Source organism: Cohnella luojiensis, assembly GCF_004564235.1.
GTDB classification, from domain to species: domain Bacteria; phylum Bacillota; class Bacilli; order Paenibacillales; family Paenibacillaceae; genus Cohnella; species Cohnella luojiensis.
The window spans coordinates 285,776-308,035 of record NZ_SOMN01000001.1 but is presented as its reverse complement, the minus strand read 5'-3'; the positions used below and the strand labels follow the sequence as shown (position 1 = coordinate 308,035).

Below are 22,260 nucleotides of genomic sequence, written 5' to 3'. Positions count from 1 at the left end.
CAATCACTCCTTAGCGGTTAATGCCATTCTCATCTGTCCAGACAACTTTGCCATTAACCATCGTTAATGTTGGCCAACCATACAACTTCCAACCCTTGAAAGGAGTGTTGCGGCCTTTCGTGAGGAACGTGGCGGGATCGACTTCCCGTTCGTTCTCCAAATCGATAAGTATAAGATCGGCGGGTGCGCCGACTTCCATCGTTCCGTAAGGCAAACGGAATAGTCTGGCCGGATCGGTTGACATCCTGCGAAGCAAGAAATCCAAGCTCCAGCGTCCCGTTCGGACGAAATGGGTATACATGAGCGGAAAAGCCGTTTCGAAACCGACGATGCCGAAGGGCGCTCTTTCCATGCCTCGCGCTTTTTCCTCTTCGCTGTGCGGAGCATGGTCGGTCACGATAATATCGATCGTTCCGTCCTCGATCCCCTGGATGCATGCCTCTACGTCCTTCGGCGTTCGGAGCGGCGGATTCATTTTCCAATTGGCATCCATGCTGTCGGGAATATGTTCGTCGGACAGCAGCAGGTGATGCGGGCAAACCTCCGCGGTTACCTTAACGCCTACCGACTTCCCTAGCCGGATCAGCCGTACGGATTGCTCAGTGCTGACATGGCATATGTGATAGTGAACGCCTGTTGCTTCGGACAACAGAATATCGCGGCCGACATGAATGGCTTCGGACTCGTTCGGAATGCCCTTTAGCCCATGCTTTCGGGCGAATACGCCCTCCGAGACTGCAGCGCCTTCGACTAGCGTATCGTCTTCGCAGTGCGCGATGATCGGCATATCGAGGGATTTAGCAAGCGCCATGGCGTTCTTCATCATTTGCGCGTTTTGCACGCCGACTCCGTCATCGGTGAAGCCAATTGCTCCGGCTTGTTTCAATGCCGCGAAATCGGTCAGTTCGCGACCAAGCTCATTCTTCGTGATAGCCGCGTATGGAAGCACGCGAACGACTCCTTCCGTAGTCGCTTTGTCGATTACGAAGTTGATTGTTTCGGGCGTGTCCATGACCGGGCGCGTGTTCGGCATCGGCGCGATGACCGTGAATCCGCCTTTGGCTGCGGATTCCGTGCCGCTCGCGATCGTTTCCTTGTATTCGAAACCCGGTTCGCGTAAATGTACGTGCATATCGATAAGTCCCGGCGAGATTAGCTTCCCTTGCGCATCGATGACTTCCGCGCCACTCGTGTTCGGCAGCGCAGTTCCATCGCGCCATTCAGCGATCAGCCCGTTTTCTACTCGTACATGTTTGATCTCGATATCGCCGTTTTCTTTATTTAGAGTCTTTGCGTTAATGATCCAAGTAGCCATGATTTTCTTGCGCCTCCTCTACTGCTGCTGCTGTTTCTTTTGTTGCTCATGCTTGTTGCTGATATTATCGCCCGATTTCCGCTTCTCGTGGATGCATGATCGTGACGCAATCGCTCTCGTCGATCTCGCTTAACGAAACGTCAATCTGCTCGTGCTTAGAGGTCGGCACATTCTTGCCAACATAATCTGGGCGGATCGGCAATTCGCGGTGTCCCCGGTCGACCAGTACCGCAAGCTGAATCGATTGCGGTCTTCCGCAGTCCATTAAAGCATCCAATGCCGCGCGAATCGTTCGCCCGGTGTAGAGCACGTCGTCGAACAGGATGATTCGCTTATCTTTTACCAAAAGCTTCAATTCCTCATCGGGAAGCAGGTCGCCCGATTCCGCCGTAAACGGACGATCGTCCCGGTAACGGGTAATGTCCAACTCGCCGACGGCGATCGGGTGGCCTTCGATATCCAGAATCCGCTCCGCTACGCGCCTTGCGAGATAAATACCCCTCGTGCGAATTCCGATAAGCACGCAGCCTTGAATCCCTTTGTTTTTCTCGACCATTTCGTGAGCGATCCGGGTAAGCGCCCGCCGTATGGCGGATTCATCCATGATGACGCGGGAGTCTAACATATCAATCCCTCCTTCACGCGGTAATTGCACATAAAAAACCTCCTCGCGATCTTTCGCAAGGAGGTTTCAGTAAGATGAGAATATCCGAAGAACTCGTCGTTCGCATGACCTGTCCACCCGATGCAGTTATACTGCTGGACAGGATAAATCGAACAACCCTTGGATATGTGTCAACTCTGCGCCACCTTGCCAGCCTCTCAGGACTGAGTTAAAGGTTCCGTTTCATTAACAACGATTATCCCATGTTCGACACGAAGTGTCAACAATAAGAACGTGATTAAAATTCGAATTGTACGTCTGTCAGGCGCCTTTTAATTTCATCGATAACCCGAGCTTCTTCTGCTTCGCCTTTAGCGATGAACGTCACGGAAAAACGGACGAACTTCCCTGCGTCGTCCCACGGAACCGTGGAAATCAGCTTCTCACGAATCAGGTACTGCGAGAAATCTTCCGCGGACTCGAAACGCTGTCCGCCTACGATGCCCTTCGGCGCTTCCACGTATAAGAAGAAGGAGCCCTTAGGTTTCTCGGCACAGAAGCCGATTTCGTTCAACGCGCCAACAAGCAGGTTGTGACGGCGGGAATATTTAGCCGAGATCGCTTCCGTGATCGCCGGGTTGCCAAGTCCGTATGCCGCCGCTTTCTGAATGGCGATGAACTGACCGGAATCGCTGTTGTCCTTCACATCTCCGAAAGCTTTCACGATCAGAGGGTTACCGGCGACGAAGCCGATCCGCCAGCCCGTCATGTTGTAGGATTTGGATAAGGAATGCAATTCTACTCCGACGTCTTTAGCTCCAGGAACGGACAGGAAGCTGAACGGTTTAACGCCGTCATAAGTCAATGCCGCGTAAGGCGCGTCATGAACGACTACGACATTGTATTTCTTCGCCCAAGCAATAACCTTTTCGAAGAATTCAACGGTAGCCGCTGCGCCCGTAGGATTATTCGGATAATTGAGGTAAAGCAACTTAGCGCGGTTAGCGATATCTTCAGGAATCGCATCGATATCCGGCAGGAAGTTATTTTCCTTCGTCAGCTTAATATTGTATACTTCTCCGCCAAGGTATTTCGTATGCGTTCCCATGACAGGATATCCTGGTACCGTCATGATCGTGACGTCGCCCGGATTAATAAAGACCGCCGGCAGCATGGCAAGCGCCGGCTTCGAGCCGATCGAATGCAGAACCTCCGTCTCGGCGTCGATGCCGTCAACGGAAAATACCTCTTTCAGATATTTAGCGGCAGCGATTTTAAATTCTGGAATCCCGTTATCCGCATAGCCGCGGTTCCCGGGCTTCGCCGCTTCTTCGGCAAGCTTAGCTACGATGCCGGCATCCGCCATCTCGTCCGGCTCGCCGACGCCCATATCGATCAATTCCATGTCGGGATGAGCCTTTTTAGCGGCCGCTTTCGCTCTTTTTATTTTCTCGAATTTATAAATGTTCGTATCTTTGCCGTAATTCGATCCGCCAATGCGGTTTGCGAACTGCTCTTGAATAAAGGTCGATTGGTATTTTTCCACGCTCAAGTAACGACACTCCTTGTAAAATCGATAATTTTCTTCCTATGACTCAAACTATGGCTTAATCAAGCGAGATTCGCCATGGATTTTTGTGCAGATCATTTGCAGAAATCGCCTTGAGCCTGTTCAGCCTTAGTTTATCGGGTTCTAAGGATACTTAACGAGTGCTCCATATCCTCCGGTATCGGAACCGAGAACTCCAGATACTCGCCGGACCGAGGATGGTTGAAGCCAAGAACTTCGGCGTGCAACGCCTGCCCTTTCATACCCAGCGTTCGTCCGCTTTTCCCGCCATACACGGGATCCCCTACCAATGGGTGGCTTATATACTTCATATGCACCCTGATCTGATGCGTCCGACCGGTTTCGAGCTTTAGTTCAAGCAGCGTATATTCATCGAATCGCTCGCTTACGGCAAAGTGCGTCACCGCATGCTTGCTGTTCTTTTCCGTGACAACATACAGCTTGCGGTCATGATTCGCGCGTCCTATCGGCGCGTCGATCGTGCCCTTATCATGCTGCATGACTCCATATACGAGCGCGGAATATTTACGGGTTACGGTATGTTCCTTAAGCTGCTCCGCAAGGGATGCGTGCGCTAGATCGTTCTTAGCCACCATAAGCAAACCGGACGTGTCTTTGTCGATCCGATGCACGATCCCCGGCCTCATGACGCCATTAATGCCGGAAAGGTCCTTGCAATGATGCAATAAGGCGTTGACCACGGTTCCGCTTGGATGTCCGGCGGCTGGATGTACGACCATTCCTCTCGGCTTATTAATGACGATAACATCGCTATCCTCGTATACGACGTCGATCGGAATGTCTTCTGGAAAAGCTTCTAACGGCTCTGGTTCAGGCAAAGTTACGTGGATACGGTCACCGGCCGAAAGCTTTGTATTAGGCTTAACCGGATTGTCGTTGACGGTAACGAGTCCGGTTCGAATCCATTCCTGCGCTTGGGAACGGGAAACCGATTCGTCCGCCAACGTTTCCGCGATATGCTTGTCCACCCGTTCGCCGGACTGTTCTTCCTCTACCTGCCAGGCATAATCGCCGTTTGTCTCATCAGACAGTTTGTTGCTCTTGGGGTTGCTCTCCATTGCCATCCGGTTTATTCTCCTGTTTCATGGTCAGCAACGTATCCAGAATGACCAACCCGACGCCGCAGACAATCGCGGAATCCGCCAAGTTGAAAATCGGAAACGTATAAGATCCGAAGTTAAATTGCAAAAAGTCGATGACTTCTCCGAAACGGGCACGGTCTAGGAAGTTCCCAACCGCTCCGCCAAGAATCATCGCCAAAGCGAACAGTAACAAGCCGCTTCCGGTACGGTAAGAACGGTGCAAGTACCATAATATCCCGATCACGACGATAATGGTAATGAAGAGGAAAAACCAACGTCCTCCCTGCAGCATTCCGAAAGCAGCTCCGCTGTTGCGAATGTGGGTGATGATGAAAAAATCTCCCAAAACGGGAATTCTCTCGGTATCGAGCGCTACCGTGCGGTCAATGATTTTCTTACTCGCATAGTCAATCAAGAATACGACAATTGCTACTACATAATATGCCCAAACCGGCCAAATACGACGTTGCATCGGCTTAACTCCGCCCTTCATCTGTTCTCCAACGTGTTGATTTTATCACATTGCGATAAGGAGCGTCCATGAAGGCAAGTAAAAATCGACAGAACCTCCAAACTTGCCCGACCCGTTTCGCTCGTAAAACAACCCCGTTCAGTGAAAACTACAGGCAGTCAGAAGATGAAGGGAGTGGGCATCTTGACGATTCCGTTAGATCAAGAGCGAATTCAGGCGCTAAGAAGACGTCTGGTGCAAGAACGTGACGATTTAGAGAAACGCGTACAGGGAAACGGCCATTTCGGCCTTGCCGCATCCTTCCGTGATTCGACAGGGGAGCTCTCGGCGATCGATAACCATCCCGCGGACGCAGGAAGCGAGATGTACGAGAGAAGCAAAGATTTGGCCCTATTGGAAAAGGAAGCCTTCCGACTCGACCGCGTCGAAGCCGCATTGGAGCGGATGGATACCGGAGAATACGGACGCTGCGTTGCGTGCGGCAAGTTTATTCCGGTCGAAAGGCTCGAAGCTCTTCCTACCGCCATCTATTGTATCGAGCATGAACCACGCCAGGAAACTTCCAATAATCGGCCGGTCGAGGAGGAATTCCTAACTCCTCCCTTCGGACGTACCAGCTTGGATGAGAAGGAAGGACAAAACGGCTTCGACGGCGAAGACGCTTGGCAAATCGTGGAGTCCTGGGGCAGCTCTAATAGTCCGGCTATGGCCGAAGGCAACCAAATCGAAGATTACGACCATATGTATATCGAAGCCGACGAGAACGATGGCTTCGTCGAGCCGTTGGAAAGTTTCCTGGCCACCGATATTACCGGCCATAACTTAACGGTCGTTCGCAACACCGCCTACCACCGCTACATGGCAAGCAACGAAGGCGATCATTCCCTTGAACCCGACGAGCTCTACGACGAACTTTAATTTAAAACTAAAAATACAGCCTGTTTGGATAATTCCGTTTGATGTCTTTATGAATGCTAAGCCGGGTTGGAGTAGTTGTATCTCTCGGAAGAGTTTACGTCCGCCTCTTGGAGCCCATTGCCACCTTTAAATCTCATCAAGGCAATGGGCGGAGAGGAAGCGGCTGGAGAGAGATACAACTACGCAGACCTGGCTTCTTAAGCATTCTAGAAAACTTTTCAATAAGGATTTATTTCAAGCTGTCGCTGAACGATCCGCACGATATCGGCAATATAATCCCCAACAATAGGCAAATTAAGCGCCCCTAAGAATTTAAGCAGATAAACGATCGTCGCCGCGAAAAAAGTAAACCCGAGCGCGATTCCGACGCCCCGGGACAATCCTGATATGAGGCTTCTCCATATGAGCTGCCACGGCCGATGCATAAGATTGACGTATTCCTTTAATTGCGCCTTCTCCATATCGATGGACAATCGCTCCAGCCTCTCGGATAGGAACCCGAGAGTGCCCCTCAACTCCTTGGCCTCTTCCGTAAGCCGATCCGTTGAGGCTGTCGATGCCGCCCTTTTATCGTTCTTGGAATTATCGCCCATTCCGCACGTCCCTTCAGGCGTCCTTTTCCTCCATTTACCCTGTCAGCCGAATGCAAAACGAGCCCTCCCGACGGTCTTTTGGGAAATCCCAAACCTGACCATCGGAACAAGGAGCTCGTCTTATCGATTTCTTTATTATGTTTAGCCTCTTGCCTTGTTAATTATGCTTCCGTTACGATAGCCACGCCAATTGTCTTCTCGCCGGCCTGCACCGATTCCGATCCCGCGGCTTTACCGAATGAAACCTCGTTGACGAGTACGTTCTCCTTCAGAACGTTGTCGAACGCTCGAAGCGCGGCTTCTAGCTCGGCATCCACGTCAAGAACGAGATCGATTCGTTTCTCGATCGGGAGGTCAAGCTTCTTGCGGGTATCCTGCACCGCGCGAATGACTTCGCGAACCCAACCTTCTTGCTCGAGCTCCGGCGTGATCTCGGTATTCAGCGCCACGGTCAAGCCTCCGCCAGACGCGGAAGCGTAGCCGGTCTTGGCTTCCTTCTCGACTAGAATCTCCTCCAAGTCAACCGTCAACGCTTCCCCATCTGGGGACACAAATTCGTATTTTCCCGTTTGGACGATGTTTCTCGTCTCGTCGCTGGATAACCCTTTGAACGCGATCTGGATTGGTCCGACGTTTTTTCCGTACTTTTTGCCGGCGACCTTCAAGTTGAGCTTCAGGTTGAAGTTCACGAACCCGCTATCATCTTTGACGATCGTGATTAATTTGACGTTGATCTCATCCATGATGATATCCTCGTATCCCGCGAGATCAAAGCTATCGCTTAGAGAAACAAGAAGTTCGGACAAGGGTTGGCGAGTCTTGAGGCTGGATTCGTTACGGATATTCCGAGCGAGCTCCACCATGTTTCGAACGGCACCCATTTCTCGTTCCAGCTCCGAATCAACGGCAGCCAAGTCTGGTTGCGGATAATCGGCCAAATGAACGCTGCCTTTGCCTCCAAGATTTCCGTAGATATCCTCGGAAACGAATGGCGCGTAAGGAGCGATCAGCTTGGATAAGGTCAGCAGCACTTCTCCGAGCGTCTGATACGCCGCAAGCTTGTTCTCCGTCAGGCCGCTTCCCCAGAAACGGTCGCGGGAACGGCGAACGTACCAATTGGACAGCTCGTCGATGAAGATTTCGATGCCTTTGGCCGGATTAAGGAAGTCGTTAACCTCAAGTCCTTTGGCAACGTCTACGATCAAAGAGTTTAACCGCGACAAGATCCAGCAATCCAGCTTGTTGTCGGATTTCACCTTCTCGTGGTTAGCCGCGACGTAACCGTCGATAGAAGCGTACAGGGCATAGAAAGCATGCGTGTTCACGAGCGTATCCACTACTTTGGACTTGGCTTCCGCGACGATTCCTTTGGAGAACCGCTTGCTGTTCCACGGCGCGCTGTCCGCAAGGAGAGACCAGCGGAAAGCATCCGTTCCGAACTCGTCGATGATTTCCCATGGGTCGATGACGTTGCCCTTGGATTTACTCATCTTCTGTCCGCTCTCGTCCAGCACGTGACCTGTCGAGATAACGGATTTATACGGAGCTTTTCCGTTATATAGAGTGGATACCGCCAACAAGCTGAAGAACCAACCGCGAGTTTGGTCAATGCCTTCGCAGATGAAATCCGCCGGATATTGCTCTTGGAATTTCTTCTCGTCCCCGTAAGGATGAAAATATTGCGCGAACGGCATCGACCCGCTATCGAACCAAACGTCGATCACTTCGGATGCACGATTCATTACGCCGCCGCATTCGCAGCGGAGTTGTACCGCGTTCACGTAAGGCTTATGCAGCTCGATATTCTCGGGAACGTCCCCTACAGCAAGCTCGCGAAGCTCGGCAATGCTATGAGGCGCTTTCTCTTTGCCGCATGACTCGCATGTCCAAACATTTAGCGGAGTTCCCCAGTAGCGGTTCCGGCTAATATTCCAGTCGACCAAATCCTCCAAGAACTTGCCAAATCGGCCGTCGCGAAGATGCTCAGGGTACCATTGAATCGTCTTGTTATTCTCGATTAACTGGTCCTTGACGGCAGTCGTCTTGATGAACCAGCTCTCCGTTGCGTAGTAGAGCAATGGCGTTTTGCATCTCCAGCAGAAGGGATAGCTATGCTCCATTCTTTCTTTGTGATACAACAAACCGCGTTCGGATAACATCTTGACGATATCGATATCGCAGTCTTTAACGAAACGACCGGCCAAATCCGTCACTTCGCTGATATATTTGCCTTCGTTGTTCACGACCATCAGCATCGGGATGTCGTGCAATCGGGCAACGCGGTAGTCATCTTCCCCGTGCGCCGGCGAGATATGGACGATGCCCGTACCGCTCGAATCGGTAACGTAATCGGCATCAATAACGCGGTATGCATTTTCTACCGTGACGTAAGGGAACAGCGGCTCATACGTTAAGCCTACTAATTCAATGCCTTTTACGGTGCTTAACGTCTCGTATTCGCCTTTCATGACTTTGTCTGCTAACGCTGAAGCCACGATGAACGTCTCGCCCTCTTGGCGAACCCGCACGTAATCCAACTGCGGATTTACGGCTAACGCGACGTTAGCCGGCAATGTCCAAGGCGTCGTCGTCCAAGCGAGGACGAACTCTCCGCTTTCTTTTAGCTTGAATTTCGCGGTCGCGGTTAGATCCTTGACGTCCTCATAACCTTGGGCAACCTCATGCGAGCTAAGAGTCGTCTGACAAGATGGGCAATATGGGCTGACTCTGTGACCGCGGTATAGCAAACCCTTTTCATGAATCGTTGCCAAGATATTCCACACGCTTTGGATGTAGTTGTTATCCAGCGTAATATACGGATCGTCGAGGTCGGTCCAATACGCGATGGCTTCCGTCAATTCGCGCCATTGGCGTTCGTACTCGAACACGCTTTCCTTGCATTTTTTGATAAAAGGCTCCACGCCGTAGTTCTCGATTTCTTGTTTGCCCGAGATGCCTAGTTGCTTTTCAACTCCGAGCTCTACCGGCAGGCCATGAGTATCCCATCCGGCTTTGCGAATGACGCGATAACCGGACATTGTCTTATAGCGGCTTACGAAATCTTTGATCACCCGTCCGAGGACGTGTCCGATATGAGGTTTGCCGTTTGCCGTAGGAGGGCCCTCGTAAAAAACGAAGTTAGGCTTACCCTCGCGGTTATCGATCGATTGGCGGAACGTATCCTCTTTGCTCCATTTCTCCAGAATGCGTCGCTCGCGGGATCTTGCTTTTTCTTTCACGTCTACGCGTTGCATCGTTCCTCTTCCTTTCGTCGCAAAAATAAAAACCCCATCCCTGGAAAGGGACGAGGTTAGCTCGCGTTACCACCCTTGTTCCGTCCGCGCTCCCTAAATCTGAAGCTAGACGGCAACTCGCAACGCACAATTGTTGTGCGCGTTCCCTGTAACGGTGGACATCCGGCGCTGCTTAGTAATCGCGTAAACAAGAAGTCGCGCGATATTCGGCAGGGCGTCTCGGGGATGATATTCGGCACGTTCCTCATGTTGGCTCGCAGCGACCGCCAACTCTCTGCATTTCGGATAACGCGCGACCTTTTTCCCGTCTTCGACAATCGTATGGATTAATCATATCTCAATAAAAAAAGATCCGCAAGGGATCTTTCTTCTGCGACTCGTTATGCCTCGATTCCGCGGGGTTCGCGGCTATCGAGCGATTCCCAACCGTCTTGCGTCAAGAGCTCCATCTGCGTTTCGATCAACGCCCGGAAGCGTGCGCGATAGATCGTCGCCTGCTTCTTCAATTCTTCTACTTCCAAAGCTACCTTGCGGGACTTGGAAAGAGCGTCATTGATAATTCGGTCGGCGTTTTTCTCGGCTTCCTTCACGATCAGCTGGGCTTCCTTCTTGGCATTGCCTCTCAGTTCATCCGCGGCTTCCTGCGCTACGATAATCGTCTTGCTTAGCGTTTCCTCGATGTTGGAGAAGTGTCCAAGCTTGTCTTGAGATGCGGCAACCTGATTTTGCAGTTCCTTGTTCTCGCGAATCATCGCCTCGTAATCCTTGATGATCTGATCGAGAAACTCGTTCACTTGATCTTCGTCGTATCCGCGCAGACGGCGGGCGAATTCTTTGTTATGGATGTCCAATGGAGTAAGTGGCATTGGCGCACCTCCTAGTGTCATATTTCCAAGTTCCTTGTTCACTGACTGAATTCGACGAAATATGTGGAAATCCTTCTTATCCGCTACACAAATTTACCGACTCGAACTCGAATTCTGCCGCTTTTCGATAAGCCTTCCACCTCGAGTATCTTAAACCGGCCAAAACCTTTCATGGAAACGACGTCTCCTTCCCTCAATGGATGAGAGGGATCTTCGACCGGCTTCCAACTGACTCTGCATCGTCCCGCTTTGATCGGAGCTACGATTTTGGTACGGCTTAACCGAAATACGTCGCTGGCCACGCCATCAAGACGCATAGACGCCACGGAGATCACTTGCTCCTCCAGCGTCGACGTGATTTCCCTCAGCTCAGATAAAGGTCGCACGGTGACCCTGACGTCTACGCGGTGCGCTTGTTTCATATGTCCGATTAAAAAATCCCCGATCTCCTCGGCTATGAGCGCGTGGCAGCCTTCTTCGCTGACGTGCAGGTCTCCGATCTTATCACGCTTAATGCCAAGCCCTAGCAGAGCTCCTAAATAATCGCCATGGTCAAGTTCGGATATTCTTCGATCGTCCGAGGAAATATCCAAGACGACGATTCCCATATCCTCGTCTTCTAACGTTTTATAATCGGGAGCGATAATGGCTCTTTGACGTTCCGCCTGTGTGCCTCCGCCGTTTAAGACGACTTGGGCATCGGGATGGCGATTTGCCAGCGCAAATAAAATATGCGCCTGGCGCGGGTCGAGAAAATCCGTCCGCTTCGTCTCATGACGTTCTGCGGCACGTTCGACCCATTCCCAGGCGCGATCTACAAACGATTTTTCATCCGGATGAAAATGCTCGTAAATTTCTCTATGTGACATAGGACACCTTCAATCTTAAAACACGAAGTTCAAGACGGCGATAAGCCCTTGAGCTACAAATCCCAATGCGAAGTAAGCAACGATCGGGGAAATGTCCAGCATTCCTCCGATAGGCGGGATCAAACGACGGAACGGCTTTAAGTACGGCTCGACTAATTTTCCTAAGAGCTCCCCGACGAAGCTTTCCTTAACCGCGGGCAACCAAGACATGAGCACGTAAATGATGATCATGTACGAGTAAATTCGATACAAAATTCCAATGTAACTTGCTATTTGCTCCAACCTGGTGTCACCTCATTTTGGGGTATTCAGCGGCTTCCTCAGACAGTATCTCCGTAATCGTTCCCGATACTTCCACCGAATCAGGCGTACAGAGGAAGATATCCGGACCAAGCTTAGAGATATGGCCTCCAAGCGCGTATACGGTTCCGCTCAAGAAATCTACGATCCGAATGGCTTGGTCCCTTCTTACGCGTTGCAGGTTCACGACGACGGAACGGCGGGATTTTAATTGATCCGCGATATCCTGCGCTTCGTCATAAGAACGCGGCTCGGTCAGAACGACACGGGCATTTTTCTGGGAATGTATGCTTACGACATTGTTCTTTCCTGATTGTTTACGCGAATCGAACACCGGGGTTTCAATTTCTTGATCTTCCCCCTCTCCCATTCTCTCGCGTTCGAGATCTTGCTCGTGTTCTTCTTGCAAGCCCAAGTAATTCAGAAATCGGTTCATAACGCCCATCGTTATCCCTCCTCTATCTCTTCTTTCCCTACCAATACGGTTCCCAAACGCACCCAGGTAGCGCCTTCTTCCACGGCAACCTCGAAATCGTTGGACATCCCCATGGAGAGCTCGGTTAACGGCTCTTTTAGTATCGACATCCCGTTTAGGTCGTCTTTTAGCTGCCGAAGCGATCGAAAGATTGGCCTAGTCGCTTCCGGCTCGCTTTCGTATGGAGCCATAGTCATTAAGCCGACCGGATGAATCCTTTCATATCTTTGGAGATCGGTTATGAATGTCTTCACGTCTTCCGGAGCTAGACCGTGCTTAGACTGTTCTCCAGACACGTTCACTTGCAGAAAACACGGAACATGAATGTCCAACGCTTGGGCACGGATGTGGATCGCTTCAGCCAACGAAAGCCGATCCAAGGAATGAATAAAATCGAATTTTCCGATCACGTCCTTGACCTTGTTCGTTTGTAAGGAACCTATGTAATGAAAAACAGCTTGTCCCTTCAAAACGTCCCATTTGGCTTTGGCTGCCGGCCACCGATTTTCTCCGATGTGGGTAATTCCTTCACGAACTACTGCTTGAGCAGTATCCGCCGGCACATATTTGGTAACGGCGATTACCTTTATGTCTTCGCGTTGCCTGCCGCTTCTTAAGCATGCTTGCTCCAACCGGTTTTCCACGTCTCGTAGACGGCTCTGCAATGTCACGAAACGATCACCTCGATTTCCTTCCCAGCCAGCTCATCATTCGTCCTGTTGCGCCTTTTTCCATTCGATGGGAAAACAACAAGTCCGTACGACAGCCTGTGCACCATGTTGACATTTCGATGCGGCTCGGCAAAATTCCTGCTTTTATCATAAGGTGTCGGTTTAAATGTTTCAAGTCAAGCATCGCGCGATCTGTTTCCGCGACCGGCTTAATAATGTCCGAAGCCCCTAAAGATGGATTACCCGCCTGCAAAGATTCCAATAACAGAACGACATGCTTAAGCACGGATTGATCTACTTCATAACAACAGCTTCCGATTGAAGGCCCAATTGCCGTTAGTAAGTTAGCCGGTTGAACACCGAATTGGGCTTGCATTTTTTCTACCGTTTTAACCGCTATCTCGGCTATGGTTCCCTTCCAGCCCGCATGGGCAAGTCCCATGCTTCCGGAAACGGGATCGTAAAAATATAAAGGCACGCAGTCGGCGAAGTACATCGCCATCAGTACGTTGGATTCATTCGTGATCAATGCATCCGTATCCGGGATTGCGCTAGCGCGGTCGGAACGACCTCGTCCCTTGTCCCCGGGAGCTATGATATGTACCTCACTGCCATGAACCTGCTCCGCGCAAGTGAATGCTTCAAAGCCCCAGCCTAACTGCTCCATAACGCTTCTTCGGTTATCTATTACAGCCTGAGGCATATCCCCGACGTGCAATGCGGCATTCCCGGCTTGTCTTGTCGTAAATCCGGCGGTTAAGCCATCCAACTCGCACCACGACTTAAGCATGAATAACGGCGGCACTTCAGAGTCTGTGCTCAATTGAAACGGCTCCAAAAATTGACACCTCCCAACCCAGTTTACCATAGCTCAGCCTCATGCGGAAGAAAGGCGCCAGGGGCGCGCTATCTTCCAGAATGCTGTTCGCCATCCTCGAGCCGATATACTTTGGCTTCATCCAATCGGACTAGCACCACATCCGTTCCGATCTTTACGATGTTCCTCCATGGGATCACGACATCGTTCCCCCCGCCAAACATTCCGAACAGCCGGGTCGACGTAGGCACAACAATGGAATCGATTCGTCCCTGGCGTAAATCCAGTTCCAAATCGCTCACTTGGCCCAACTTTTTCCCATCAACTATGTTGATTACGTCCTTCGTCTGAAAATCGGAAATTTTCATATCCTCTCGCCCCCAGTCGACCAGGCATGCGTACCCTACTACTAAATATATGAGCCGGACTGGAAAAATGCACGGAGCGAGGCTTCATTGGAGCAATATATTAAACTCCTCTCCCCATTATCCCCTTCGCTCAGGCCAGTTTTTGCGATTCAACCATTTCGACTTCCTTCCTCTCCTCCTCGGTCCATTATCCCCCTCGCTCAGAAGTTGTCGCTTTTCACCGTCTTATGTCCACTATCCCCCTCGTTCAGGAATTGAATATCCCCATTTCCCTGATCCTTATATCCACTATCCCCTTAACTCAGATATGCAGCGATACTCTTCAGATTTATTCACTATCCCCAAAGCTCAGTAGAAAAATATTTTCACAAACGCTTGTAAAATTCACATAAATTATGTAAAATAAAATAAGAACATATGTTCCCATTTGGGTGGTGATATGCATTGGATGATTTTTTGGATTTCGAGCATTTTTGCAAAAAGTATGACAAAGAGGAAGCTTGCATTGATGCTTTATTCTTTGCGCGTTGGCCTGAAGGGTACTGCTGCCCCCGGTGTGCTCATCGCCGTTGCTATGTCATTCGTTCCCGCAGGTTGCCGCTTTATGAATGCAGCCAATGCCGCGCCCAAACTTCACTTATTTCCGGCACTATTTTTGAAGGCACCCGTACATCCCTAATTCATTGGTTTCAAGCCATTTTCCTCCATGCTGCCCCCGAAGGTACAAGCGCGATTCGTTTGGCATCCATAATTGGCTCAACTTACAAAACCGCTTGGCTAATCTGTCATAAAATTCGTCATGCCATGTCTAGCAGTCAATCCGAGGAGCTGTTATCCGGCCTTGTACGGGTTAATTGGGGCGTCTACGGCAGACCTCACAATCCAACTATTTATCGGCATCCTCAAGAACAACCTCTGCTGGCAGGCGCTTCAATTGACAAGAATGATCAAATTACACATCTCAAAATCATGCAAGTCGCTGAAGAACATTTGATTTACGATCGTATTACTCCAGCGGGTGGACGCGAGTTTGTTAGCAGGCATGTCAATTCTTCAACTGCCGACATTAGCGTAGTCATTCAGAAGTTTAGTCGCCAAAGATATTTCCCGATCATACAGCGCTGTTATCAAGCTTCGCAATGGATCAACCACATTTTTAACGGGATTGGCCCCAAGCATCTGCAAGCTTATTTAGATCAGTTTTGCTTTGGCTTCAATATGACGAAACGCGACGAGAATATTTTCGGAGTTCTATTCCATCATTGCGCGTCAACAACGACACTAAAATACCCCACTCTGATCAATCGTAAAAATAATTCAGCCATGCTTAAAAATGATTATTTCGAACTTTTAAGAAAGGCTGGATAACCTGTTGTAAGGAATCAAACATTTTTGATGTGTCCCACAATAAACTTAAGTGTGTCTGCGTTCTACTGCGTTCTGCGTTCTACTGCGTTCTGCGTTCTGTGTTCTACGTTCTGTGTTCTGCGTTCTACTGCGTTCTGCGTTCTACTGCGTTCTGCGTTCTGTGTTCTACGTTCTGTGTTCTGCGTACTACTGCGTTCTGCGTTCTGTGTTCTACGTTCTGTGTTCTGCTGCGTTCTGCTACGTTCTGCGTTCTGTTGGATTCATCCATCACCCTGAGCGAAGGGGATAATGGCCATAGGGATTGAGAGGGACGTAAGAAGAGCTGAGAGGGACGTAAGACGTAGACCGAAATAAGGGGGGGGGATTCAGGGCGGGATAACACGAAAGAGGATGAAGTCACCTTCACCCTCTCGCTAAAATCCTGACAGTCGATTAAGTTTTCACGTGTTTCTGCATTTGTTGGATGGCGGATTTCTCTAGGCGAGACACTTGAGCTTGAGAGATGCCGATTTCGTCAGCCACTTCCATCTGAGTCTTACCCTCGAAGAAGCGCATCGATAAAATCATTTTCTCACGATCGTTAAGCTTCCTCATCGCTTCGCGGAGAGCGATTTCTTCTATCCATTGAGCATCTTTATTCCGTTCATCGCTAATCTGATCCATGACGAAAATGGGATCGCCGCCATCGTGGTAGATCGGTTCAAATAATGAAACCGGATCCTGAATCGCATCTAGCGCGAACACGATATCTTCTTTCGGAACATTCAGAACTTGTGAAATTTCCAGAATAGTCGGTTCTCTGGAATGTTGGTTCGTAAGCTGATCTCTGACCTGCAACGCCTTATAGGCGATATCACGCAAACTACGGGACACTCGAATCGGGTTATTGTCCCTCAAGTAGCGGCGTATTTCCCCGATGATCATCGGTACGGCATAAGTAGAAAAGCGGACGTTCTGACCTAAATCGAAGTTGTCGATGGCTTTCATCAAGCCAATGCATCCGACTTGAAACAGGTCGTCCACAAATTCCCCACGATTATTGAATCGTTGGATCACGCTAAGCACCAGGCGTAAATTTCCATTTACTAATTTTTCCCGGGCCGTGATCTCTCCTCGGGTTTGCAGAGCAAGAAATAGTTCCCTCATTTCGGCATTGGTTAGAACGGGCAGCTTTGAGGTGTCCACTCCACAAATCTCCACTTTGTTGCGGGTCAAGGCAATTCCTCCCGGGGAGCAGCATTAATGTAAAGTATCTCCGGGACGATGGTTTTTATTCCGTAAATTGTCACTCGAATATTCTCGCAACACCTAAACCATTTTGTTAAATTCCTTACGTAGCCGCTTTATTATACGTTTCTCCAGCCTTGAAATATAGGATTGAGAAATCCCGAGCAAATCTGCTACGTCCTTCTGGGTTTTCTCTTCTCCGTCCGCTAGCCCGAAGCGCAATTCCATAATCGTCCGTTCTCTTTCGTTAAGCTTATCAAGAGCCTTATGCAGCAATTTCCGATCGACTTGCTCCTCAATGTTACGGTAAATCGTATCATTCTCCGTGCCTAACACATCCGAGAGCAGGAGCTCGTTCCCATCCCAATCGATATTAAGCGGCTCATCAAAGGATACTTCGGTGCGAGTTTTGCTGTTGCGGCGCAAATACATCAGAATCTCGTTCTCGATGCAACGGGAAGCATACGTGGCTAACTTGATTTTTTTATCAGGGTCAAACGTATTTACGGCCTTAATGAGACCGATGGCTCCAATAGATACGAGATCTTCAATATGAATTCCCGTGTTTTCGAATTTGCGGGCAATATAAACGACCAGGCGAAGGTTTCTCTCGATCAGCATCGCCCGGATGGCCGCATCCCCGGTCGATAGCCTCTCCAATAAGTATTCTTCCTCTTCCCTGCTTAACGGCGGAGGCAAAGCCTCGCTCCCACCAATGTAATAAACCTCTTCGCTTTTCCATCCAAACCAGAATAACAGGCGATAAAACGATAATTGGGATCTTAATTTCAAGTTCACGAACATTTCTGCTAACCTCCTGTCACGCAGGTTGAGATGGAGCCGACTTCGCTGGGTCGGCTTGAGCCATGTCCGGGTGGACGATGGCACGATAATTTCCTTCGGATGACAAAGTGCCTCCATCTAAACCGATAAGCACCCGGTGCACTTGAAGAGGGGGATGTCCTTCCCGAGACAACATTACGACATCTGGCTTTACTGCCAGCATGAGACGGGAATTTCCGTTTACTGCTCGGTAAGGTACTAGGCGCAGGCGACTTCCCCACGGGTACTCCTCCGACAGTTGATTATCCATTTCGGAAATGAGCAGGTCCGGAGATTCCCTCTTAAGCCTATCGCACCATCCTGGAGGCAATTGCTCCCTCCAGACTTCCGCCTCCATGATCATGACAGGAATACGAGTCAGCGGCTCATAAAGGCGATTTCCGGTATCCAGTAACGCTTTGATTGTCCACTTTTCGGCATCCACTTTGATTTCGATGTTCCAGAATAGCTGTTCCAGATCTTGCCGCTTCTTGCGTGTCTCCGAAGTGCTTCTAAATAACCAAAACGAAAGCAGAAGGGCAGTAACATACAATCCCAGCTGCATTTGCCAACTCAAAAGCAATCCTCCATCTTGCGTAAACGTCATTCCGCCCCATGGGGAATCTGCCGATTGCAGCAAGAAGGATATTCCGATGACTCCGCCCAACGTCGCGAAATTAACGACATAGAAGGCACCGAAATTGCGTATAAGCTGCAAAGGTCCACCATACCCGAATGTGAGAAGGACCATCAAAAGGGAGATTGCTATCTTAACCCCAAATGAATATAGGTAAGGGATATGTGCCCAGAACATCGCTGCCGCATAAATCCCTCCCAAAATAGCGGCAAGTAACAATCGGCTTCGGGCCGGCCGAAGATGGCGAACCTTAGCCGTGGTCAGAAGTACGGCTCCGTCTACTGCAAGATTATTGAAGAAGACGAGATCAACATAAACGGTCATAGGAATCCCCCATCCTAAATCGCCCGATGGATGAACCCAGTATAATCGCTTTCAAATCAGGTGTCTGTCTAATCTTGCCGACCTTTCAAACCTTTTTTTGTCGATCAAGCAAAAATAACAAAAAAGTCTCCCAGCCAGCAAGATGCTGTCTGAGAGACTTGGTCAATCGTTTCTTACTTCGTAGCAATCTAACGGTCGTTACGCGGACGATTACGCAGAAACGCGGGAATGTCCAATTGATCGCTGGATAGATTCTGATTGCCGAAAGGACGAAGGTTTCCGGTCTGACGAACCTCGTTAGAGCCAGCCGGCTCCGCCTGTATCTGCGGTGCAGCGGGAGCTGCAGACCGACGGGAAGGACCTTTGTGCTCAAAGCCCGTAGCAATTACGGTAACCTTGATCTCATCCTTAAGGTTGTCGTCTATAATAGCTCCGAAGATCATGTTCACTTCTGGATCGGAAGCCGAAATGACAATTTCCGCAGCTTCGTTAACTTCGTAGAGGGACAAATTCGACCCGCCCGTGATGTTCATGATAACACCTCGTGCACCCTCGATCGATGTTTCCAGGAGCGGGCTCATAATCGCTTTGCGAGCAGCTTCCATGGCACGATTCTCTCCGGAAGCCGTTCCAATTCCCATTAATGCAGAACCGCGTTCAGACATAATCGTCTTTACGTCCGCAAAGTCAAGGTTGATCAATCCGGGAACAGCGATAAGATCCGAGATGCCTTGTACCGCTTGTCGCAATACGTTATCAGCTTCGCGGAAGGCTTCGAGCATAGGAGTCTTCTTGTCTACGATCTCAAGCAATCTGTCATTGGGTATGACGATAAGCGTGTCTACTTTTTCCTTCAACGCCTCGATGCCGAGCTCCGCTTGCGAGGAGCGCTTCCGGCCTTCGAAAGTGAAAGGGCGAGTGACAACCCCAACAGTAAGAGCTCCGCATTCCTTCGCCAGCTCAGCTATAACAGGAGCTGCGCCTGTACCCGTACCTCCACCCATTCCCGCAGTTACGAAAACCATATCCGCAGAACGAAGCGTGTTCGTGATAAACTCGCGAGACTCTTCAGCAGCTTTCTTGCCTACATCAGGGTTGGCACCAGCACCGAGTCCACGTGTTAGCTTGTCCCCGATTTGCAATTTTTGCTCGGATTTCGTTAAATGCAAGGCTTGCGCATCCGTATTAACGGTAATAAACTCGACGCCTTTGACGCCGTTCTCAATCATGCGGTTTACAGCGTTGCTGCCGCCGCCACCGACTCCGATGACTTTGATTTTCGCGAGAGGCTCCATTTCAAAATCAAACTCCAACATAATTTGCTAACTCCTCCTTGCTTCACATGAATGGTTCCTGATAAGCGGCGGCTTAAATGAATTCCTTGAACATGTTTTTGAACCATTCAACAATGCCAGGCTTGGATACCGCGTTGGCATTTCCGGCCGCTTTCGCTTTCGGTGAACGCTTGGCTCCAACTGCGCCGCGAGTACGTACGTATTTGGTTACATATTGAATCATGCCTACTCCGCTGCTGAAAGACGGATCTCTCACTCCGATATAATCCGGAACGGCGATTCGAACATTGGATTCAAGCTCTATCTGCGCCAATGGAAGCACGCTAGGTAATGAAACTGATCCACCCGTAAGTACATAACCGTTAATTTTATCATGATAACCAAGCCGTTTTACTTCTTGCCGAACCATCTGGAAAATCTCTTGCATGCGGGGTTCAATGATATTAGCCAGATCCAATTGAGAAAATTCCTTCTCCATGTTGCTTCCGACTCTCATGACCTTAAACTTCTGGTCATCCGCAGCATCATCGGTACGAGCGCATCCGTACTTTAGCTTGATCTTCTCCGCATGCTCCGTCTGGGTTTTGAGACCATAACAAATATCGCTTGTCACGTAGTCTCCGCCAATCGGCAGCGTCGATACAGCAGCAAGGCTTCCTCCCTCGAAAATAGCAAGTGTCGTAGATCCTGCGCCGATATCGGCGAGAACCGTTCCCATTTGCTTTTCGTCTTTGGTCAGAGCCATCATGCCTGATGCGAGTGACATCAAGATAAGGCCGGAAATACGAAGACCTGCCTTCTCTACGCATCTCATCAAGTTATGTACCGCTGCTTTGGTTCCAGTAATAATGGTGCATTCGACTTCGAGCCGAACGCCAATCATGCCGCGCGGATCTTGAATATCCGCCAGCCCGTCAACTAAAAACTGCTTGGGAACAAGTCCAATGATTTCCCGTTCAGGCGGTAAGGCAACCACTTTCGCAGCTTGCAACACGCGTTCGATATCTTCCTCGCCAATCTCCCTATCTTCGTTAGAGACGGCGACGACTCCGTGATTGCTCTGTAAAGCGATATGATTGCCGGAAATCCCAACGTAAACCTCGCTAATTCCAATACCTACCATGCGCTCGGCATGATCGACGGCGTTACGAATGGACTGCACGGTTTGGTCAATATCTACAATGGCGCCTTTGCGGATCCCATCGGAATCTGCAGATCCTACGCCAATGATGTTAATGGCCCCGTTGCTGATCTCCCCGATAATCACCCGGATTTTCGAAGTTCCAATATCCAGGCTGACGATGAGGTCGTTGTTGCTCAACCGGTGGCACCTCCCGTAGATCGATGAAAGTAGCTGCGTACTAGGGATGCTTCCTCTACATATTCCACATCCACGAGGTTTTCCCTCTTTTTTCTACAATTTTTTTAACGGTTCGTTAAGGATGACAGCATGCAGCTTAATCTATTACCCATTTCACCCATAAATGAAATTCTATCATTTTTTTTGTTTATTGAGTAGAGTCCTTTTCCTTAACTTTACCGGCTTCTTGCGTACTCCCTGTAACATTTTCCGCGGAATAGGGCAAATAAGTGTCCGCTTCCAACATTATTATCTTGCCGGGCTCCCGATTTTGCACGATATCGCTAAGATAGGAAATTTTATCAGTTAACCTATCAATCGTCGTAACGACTTCGAATCGAGAACGGGTGAAGAGCTTGATCCGATTAGGATATGATGTCGAGGGATCGGGGTGAATCTCCGATAAATCGGCAAGCAAATAGCTAGGTAATCCGCTCAGCACGCGGCATAGATCGACCAAGTTGGCATCTCCCTGTTTCCAACCCGATAGAATGAGTTTATCCAGGACGCTTCCTTCCGGGATGGGCAAGGTCAAGCCATTCGAGAGAACGGCAAACACTTTACCGTCCTCGGCGAGTTGTACCGCCACTTGCGGATATTCCTTGACCTCTACTTGAAGCACGCCCGGAAAATTCTTGACGATCTTAACGCTTTCGAGGGGCTTTAACGAGCTCACCCGTTTCTTTAGCTGACCTATGCCCGGGATAAAAAAGGAGTCGCCGATAGAGACATCGAGCTCTTTAATGACTTCCTCTTTGCTCAAATATTGTGTTCCCGTAACCTGGATCTCCGAGATTTTAGATAGCGGAGAGCGGAAAAACAGCACGATCAGAATAATGATAACCAGGCTAATGACGAGCCGCAGCAATTTCTTCCCCCGGCTTGTCGGCGGGATATCGCCGTCTTCCCGCTTTAAAACGGGTATGCGTTCGGCCATCATCCGTCCCCCTCTCTGATAAAGCATTACAGGCTTGTCCTGGGCTTATCCATAAAAATCCCCGCAGCGGAAGAATGCTTCTGCGGCGGGGTTTG

The 22,260-nt window shown here is 49.8% G+C and carries 22 protein-coding genes and 1 other annotated feature; of the genes, 2 read left to right on the top strand and 20 right to left on the bottom strand.

What is annotated here, in order from left to right; all coding sequences use genetic code 11:
- Nucleotides 1-10: 10 nt before the first annotated feature.
- From E2980_RS01420 to lspA, 5 genes are all read right to left on the bottom strand, one after another.
- The gene (locus E2980_RS01420) at nt 11-1,315 is read right to left on the bottom strand and encodes a dihydroorotase (protein WP_135150328.1); all 1,305 of its coding nucleotides are present in this window, start codon (nt 1,313-1,315) and stop codon (nt 11-13) included.
- Nucleotides 1,316-1,379: 64 nt separating this feature from the next.
- Nucleotides 1,380-1,940 carry a bifunctional pyr operon transcriptional regulator/uracil phosphoribosyltransferase PyrR gene (gene pyrR / locus E2980_RS01415; protein WP_135150327.1) on the bottom strand — a complete coding sequence of 187 codons (561 nt, stop codon included), beginning with the start codon at nt 1,938-1,940 and terminating at the stop codon, nt 1,380-1,382.
- A gap of 277 nt (nt 1,941-2,217) precedes the next feature.
- Complete coding sequence (locus E2980_RS01410; RefSeq protein WP_135150326.1) at nt 2,218-3,471, bottom strand: LL-diaminopimelate aminotransferase; 1,254 nt, start codon at nt 3,469-3,471, stop codon at nt 2,218-2,220.
- Nucleotides 3,472-3,602: 131 nt separating this feature from the next.
- Nucleotides 3,603-4,568 (bottom strand): RluA family pseudouridine synthase, encoded by a 966-nt coding sequence (locus E2980_RS01405; protein WP_240702809.1) that lies wholly within the window; start codon nt 4,566-4,568, stop codon nt 3,603-3,605.
- Entirely contained in the window at nt 4,534-5,064 is a 531-nt protein-coding gene (lspA, locus tag E2980_RS01400; protein ID WP_135150324.1) for a signal peptidase II, read from the bottom strand. The genes E2980_RS01405 and lspA overlap by 35 nt, the downstream gene beginning before the upstream one ends.
- A gap of 165 nt (nt 5,065-5,229) precedes the next feature.
- Between lspA and E2980_RS01395 the strand changes: the two genes are divergently transcribed.
- Nucleotides 5,230-5,982 carry a TraR/DksA C4-type zinc finger protein gene (locus E2980_RS01395; protein ID WP_135150323.1) on the top strand — a complete coding sequence of 251 codons (753 nt, stop codon included), beginning with the start codon at nt 5,230-5,232 and terminating at the stop codon, nt 5,980-5,982.
- 218 nt (nt 5,983-6,200) lie between these two features.
- Here the strand turns inward: E2980_RS01395 and E2980_RS01390 are convergent, their stop codons facing one another.
- From E2980_RS01390 to E2980_RS01345, 9 genes are all read right to left on the bottom strand, one after another.
- Nucleotides 6,201-6,575 (bottom strand): DUF5665 domain-containing protein, encoded by a 375-nt coding sequence (locus tag E2980_RS01390; protein ID WP_135150322.1) that lies wholly within the window; start codon nt 6,573-6,575, stop codon nt 6,201-6,203.
- Between the two features lie 161 nt (nt 6,576-6,736).
- Nucleotides 6,737-9,829 carry an isoleucine--tRNA ligase gene (ileS, locus tag E2980_RS01385; protein ID WP_135150321.1) on the bottom strand — a complete coding sequence of 1,031 codons (3,093 nt, stop codon included), beginning with the start codon at nt 9,827-9,829 and terminating at the stop codon, nt 6,737-6,739.
- Between the two features lie 43 nt (nt 9,830-9,872).
- Nucleotides 9,873-10,149, bottom strand: a binding site (T-box leader).
- A 60-nt stretch (nt 10,150-10,209) separates the two neighbouring features.
- On the bottom strand, nt 10,210-10,695 hold the full coding sequence (locus E2980_RS01375) for a DivIVA domain-containing protein (RefSeq protein WP_135150319.1): 486 nt from the start codon (nt 10,693-10,695) through the stop codon (nt 10,210-10,212).
- Between the two features lie 83 nt (nt 10,696-10,778).
- Complete coding sequence (locus E2980_RS01370; RefSeq protein ID WP_135150318.1) at nt 10,779-11,564, bottom strand: YlmH family RNA-binding protein; 786 nt, start codon at nt 11,562-11,564, stop codon at nt 10,779-10,781.
- Nucleotides 11,565-11,579: 15 nt separating this feature from the next.
- Nucleotides 11,580-11,846 (bottom strand): YggT family protein, encoded by a 267-nt coding sequence (locus tag E2980_RS01365; protein WP_135150317.1) that lies wholly within the window; start codon nt 11,844-11,846, stop codon nt 11,580-11,582.
- Nucleotides 11,847-11,853: 7 nt separating this feature from the next.
- Nucleotides 11,854-12,309, bottom strand: a complete 456-nt coding sequence (locus tag E2980_RS01360) for a cell division protein SepF (protein WP_135150316.1) — start codon at nt 12,307-12,309, stop codon at nt 11,854-11,856.
- Between the two features lie 2 nt (nt 12,310-12,311).
- On the bottom strand, nt 12,312-13,010 hold the full coding sequence (locus E2980_RS01355; protein ID WP_135150315.1) for a YggS family pyridoxal phosphate-dependent enzyme: 699 nt from the start codon (nt 13,008-13,010) through the stop codon (nt 12,312-12,314).
- 7 nt (nt 13,011-13,017) lie between these two features.
- Nucleotides 13,018-13,833 (bottom strand): peptidoglycan editing factor PgeF, encoded by an 816-nt coding sequence (pgeF, locus tag E2980_RS01350; protein WP_240702796.1) that lies wholly within the window; start codon nt 13,831-13,833, stop codon nt 13,018-13,020.
- 83 nt (nt 13,834-13,916) lie between these two features.
- Entirely contained in the window at nt 13,917-14,195 is a 279-nt protein-coding gene (locus E2980_RS01345) for a YlmC/YmxH family sporulation protein (protein ID WP_135150313.1), read from the bottom strand.
- 444 nt (nt 14,196-14,639) lie between these two features.
- Here E2980_RS01345 and E2980_RS01340 point away from each other — a divergent pair, with 444 nt between their 5' ends.
- On the top strand, nt 14,640-15,563 hold the full coding sequence (locus E2980_RS01340) for a transposase (RefSeq protein WP_135150312.1): 924 nt from the start codon (nt 14,640-14,642) through the stop codon (nt 15,561-15,563).
- A 432-nt stretch (nt 15,564-15,995) separates the two neighbouring features.
- On the opposite strand, the gene sigG is transcribed toward E2980_RS01340, so the two are convergent.
- The 6 genes from sigG to E2980_RS01305 all read right to left on the bottom strand — a co-directional run bounded on the left by sigG (nt 15,996) and on the right by E2980_RS01305 (nt 22,165).
- Nucleotides 15,996-16,778, bottom strand: coding sequence for an RNA polymerase sporulation sigma factor SigG (sigG, locus tag E2980_RS01330; protein ID WP_115990769.1), 783 nt, complete (start codon nt 16,776-16,778; stop codon nt 15,996-15,998).
- Nucleotides 16,779-16,871: 93 nt separating this feature from the next.
- Complete coding sequence (gene sigE, locus E2980_RS01325) at nt 16,872-17,594, bottom strand: RNA polymerase sporulation sigma factor SigE (protein WP_135150311.1); 723 nt, start codon at nt 17,592-17,594, stop codon at nt 16,872-16,874.
- A gap of 16 nt (nt 17,595-17,610) precedes the next feature.
- Nucleotides 17,611-18,573, bottom strand: coding sequence for a sigma-E processing peptidase SpoIIGA (gene spoIIGA, locus E2980_RS01320; protein ID WP_135150310.1), 963 nt, complete (start codon nt 18,571-18,573; stop codon nt 17,611-17,613).
- Between the two features lie 188 nt (nt 18,574-18,761).
- Nucleotides 18,762-19,889 (bottom strand): cell division protein FtsZ, encoded by a 1,128-nt coding sequence (ftsZ, locus tag E2980_RS01315; protein WP_135150309.1) that lies wholly within the window; start codon nt 19,887-19,889, stop codon nt 18,762-18,764.
- Between the two features lie 52 nt (nt 19,890-19,941).
- Nucleotides 19,942-21,189: a cell division protein FtsA gene (gene ftsA / locus E2980_RS01310; protein WP_135150308.1), complete on the bottom strand. Its 1,248-nt coding sequence runs from the start codon at nt 21,187-21,189 to the stop codon at nt 19,942-19,944.
- A gap of 187 nt (nt 21,190-21,376) precedes the next feature.
- A complete protein-coding gene (locus E2980_RS01305) occupies nt 21,377-22,165 on the bottom strand; it encodes a cell division protein FtsQ/DivIB (protein ID WP_167746932.1) in 789 nt (262 codons plus the stop codon).
- Nucleotides 22,166-22,260 lie beyond the last annotated feature (95 nt).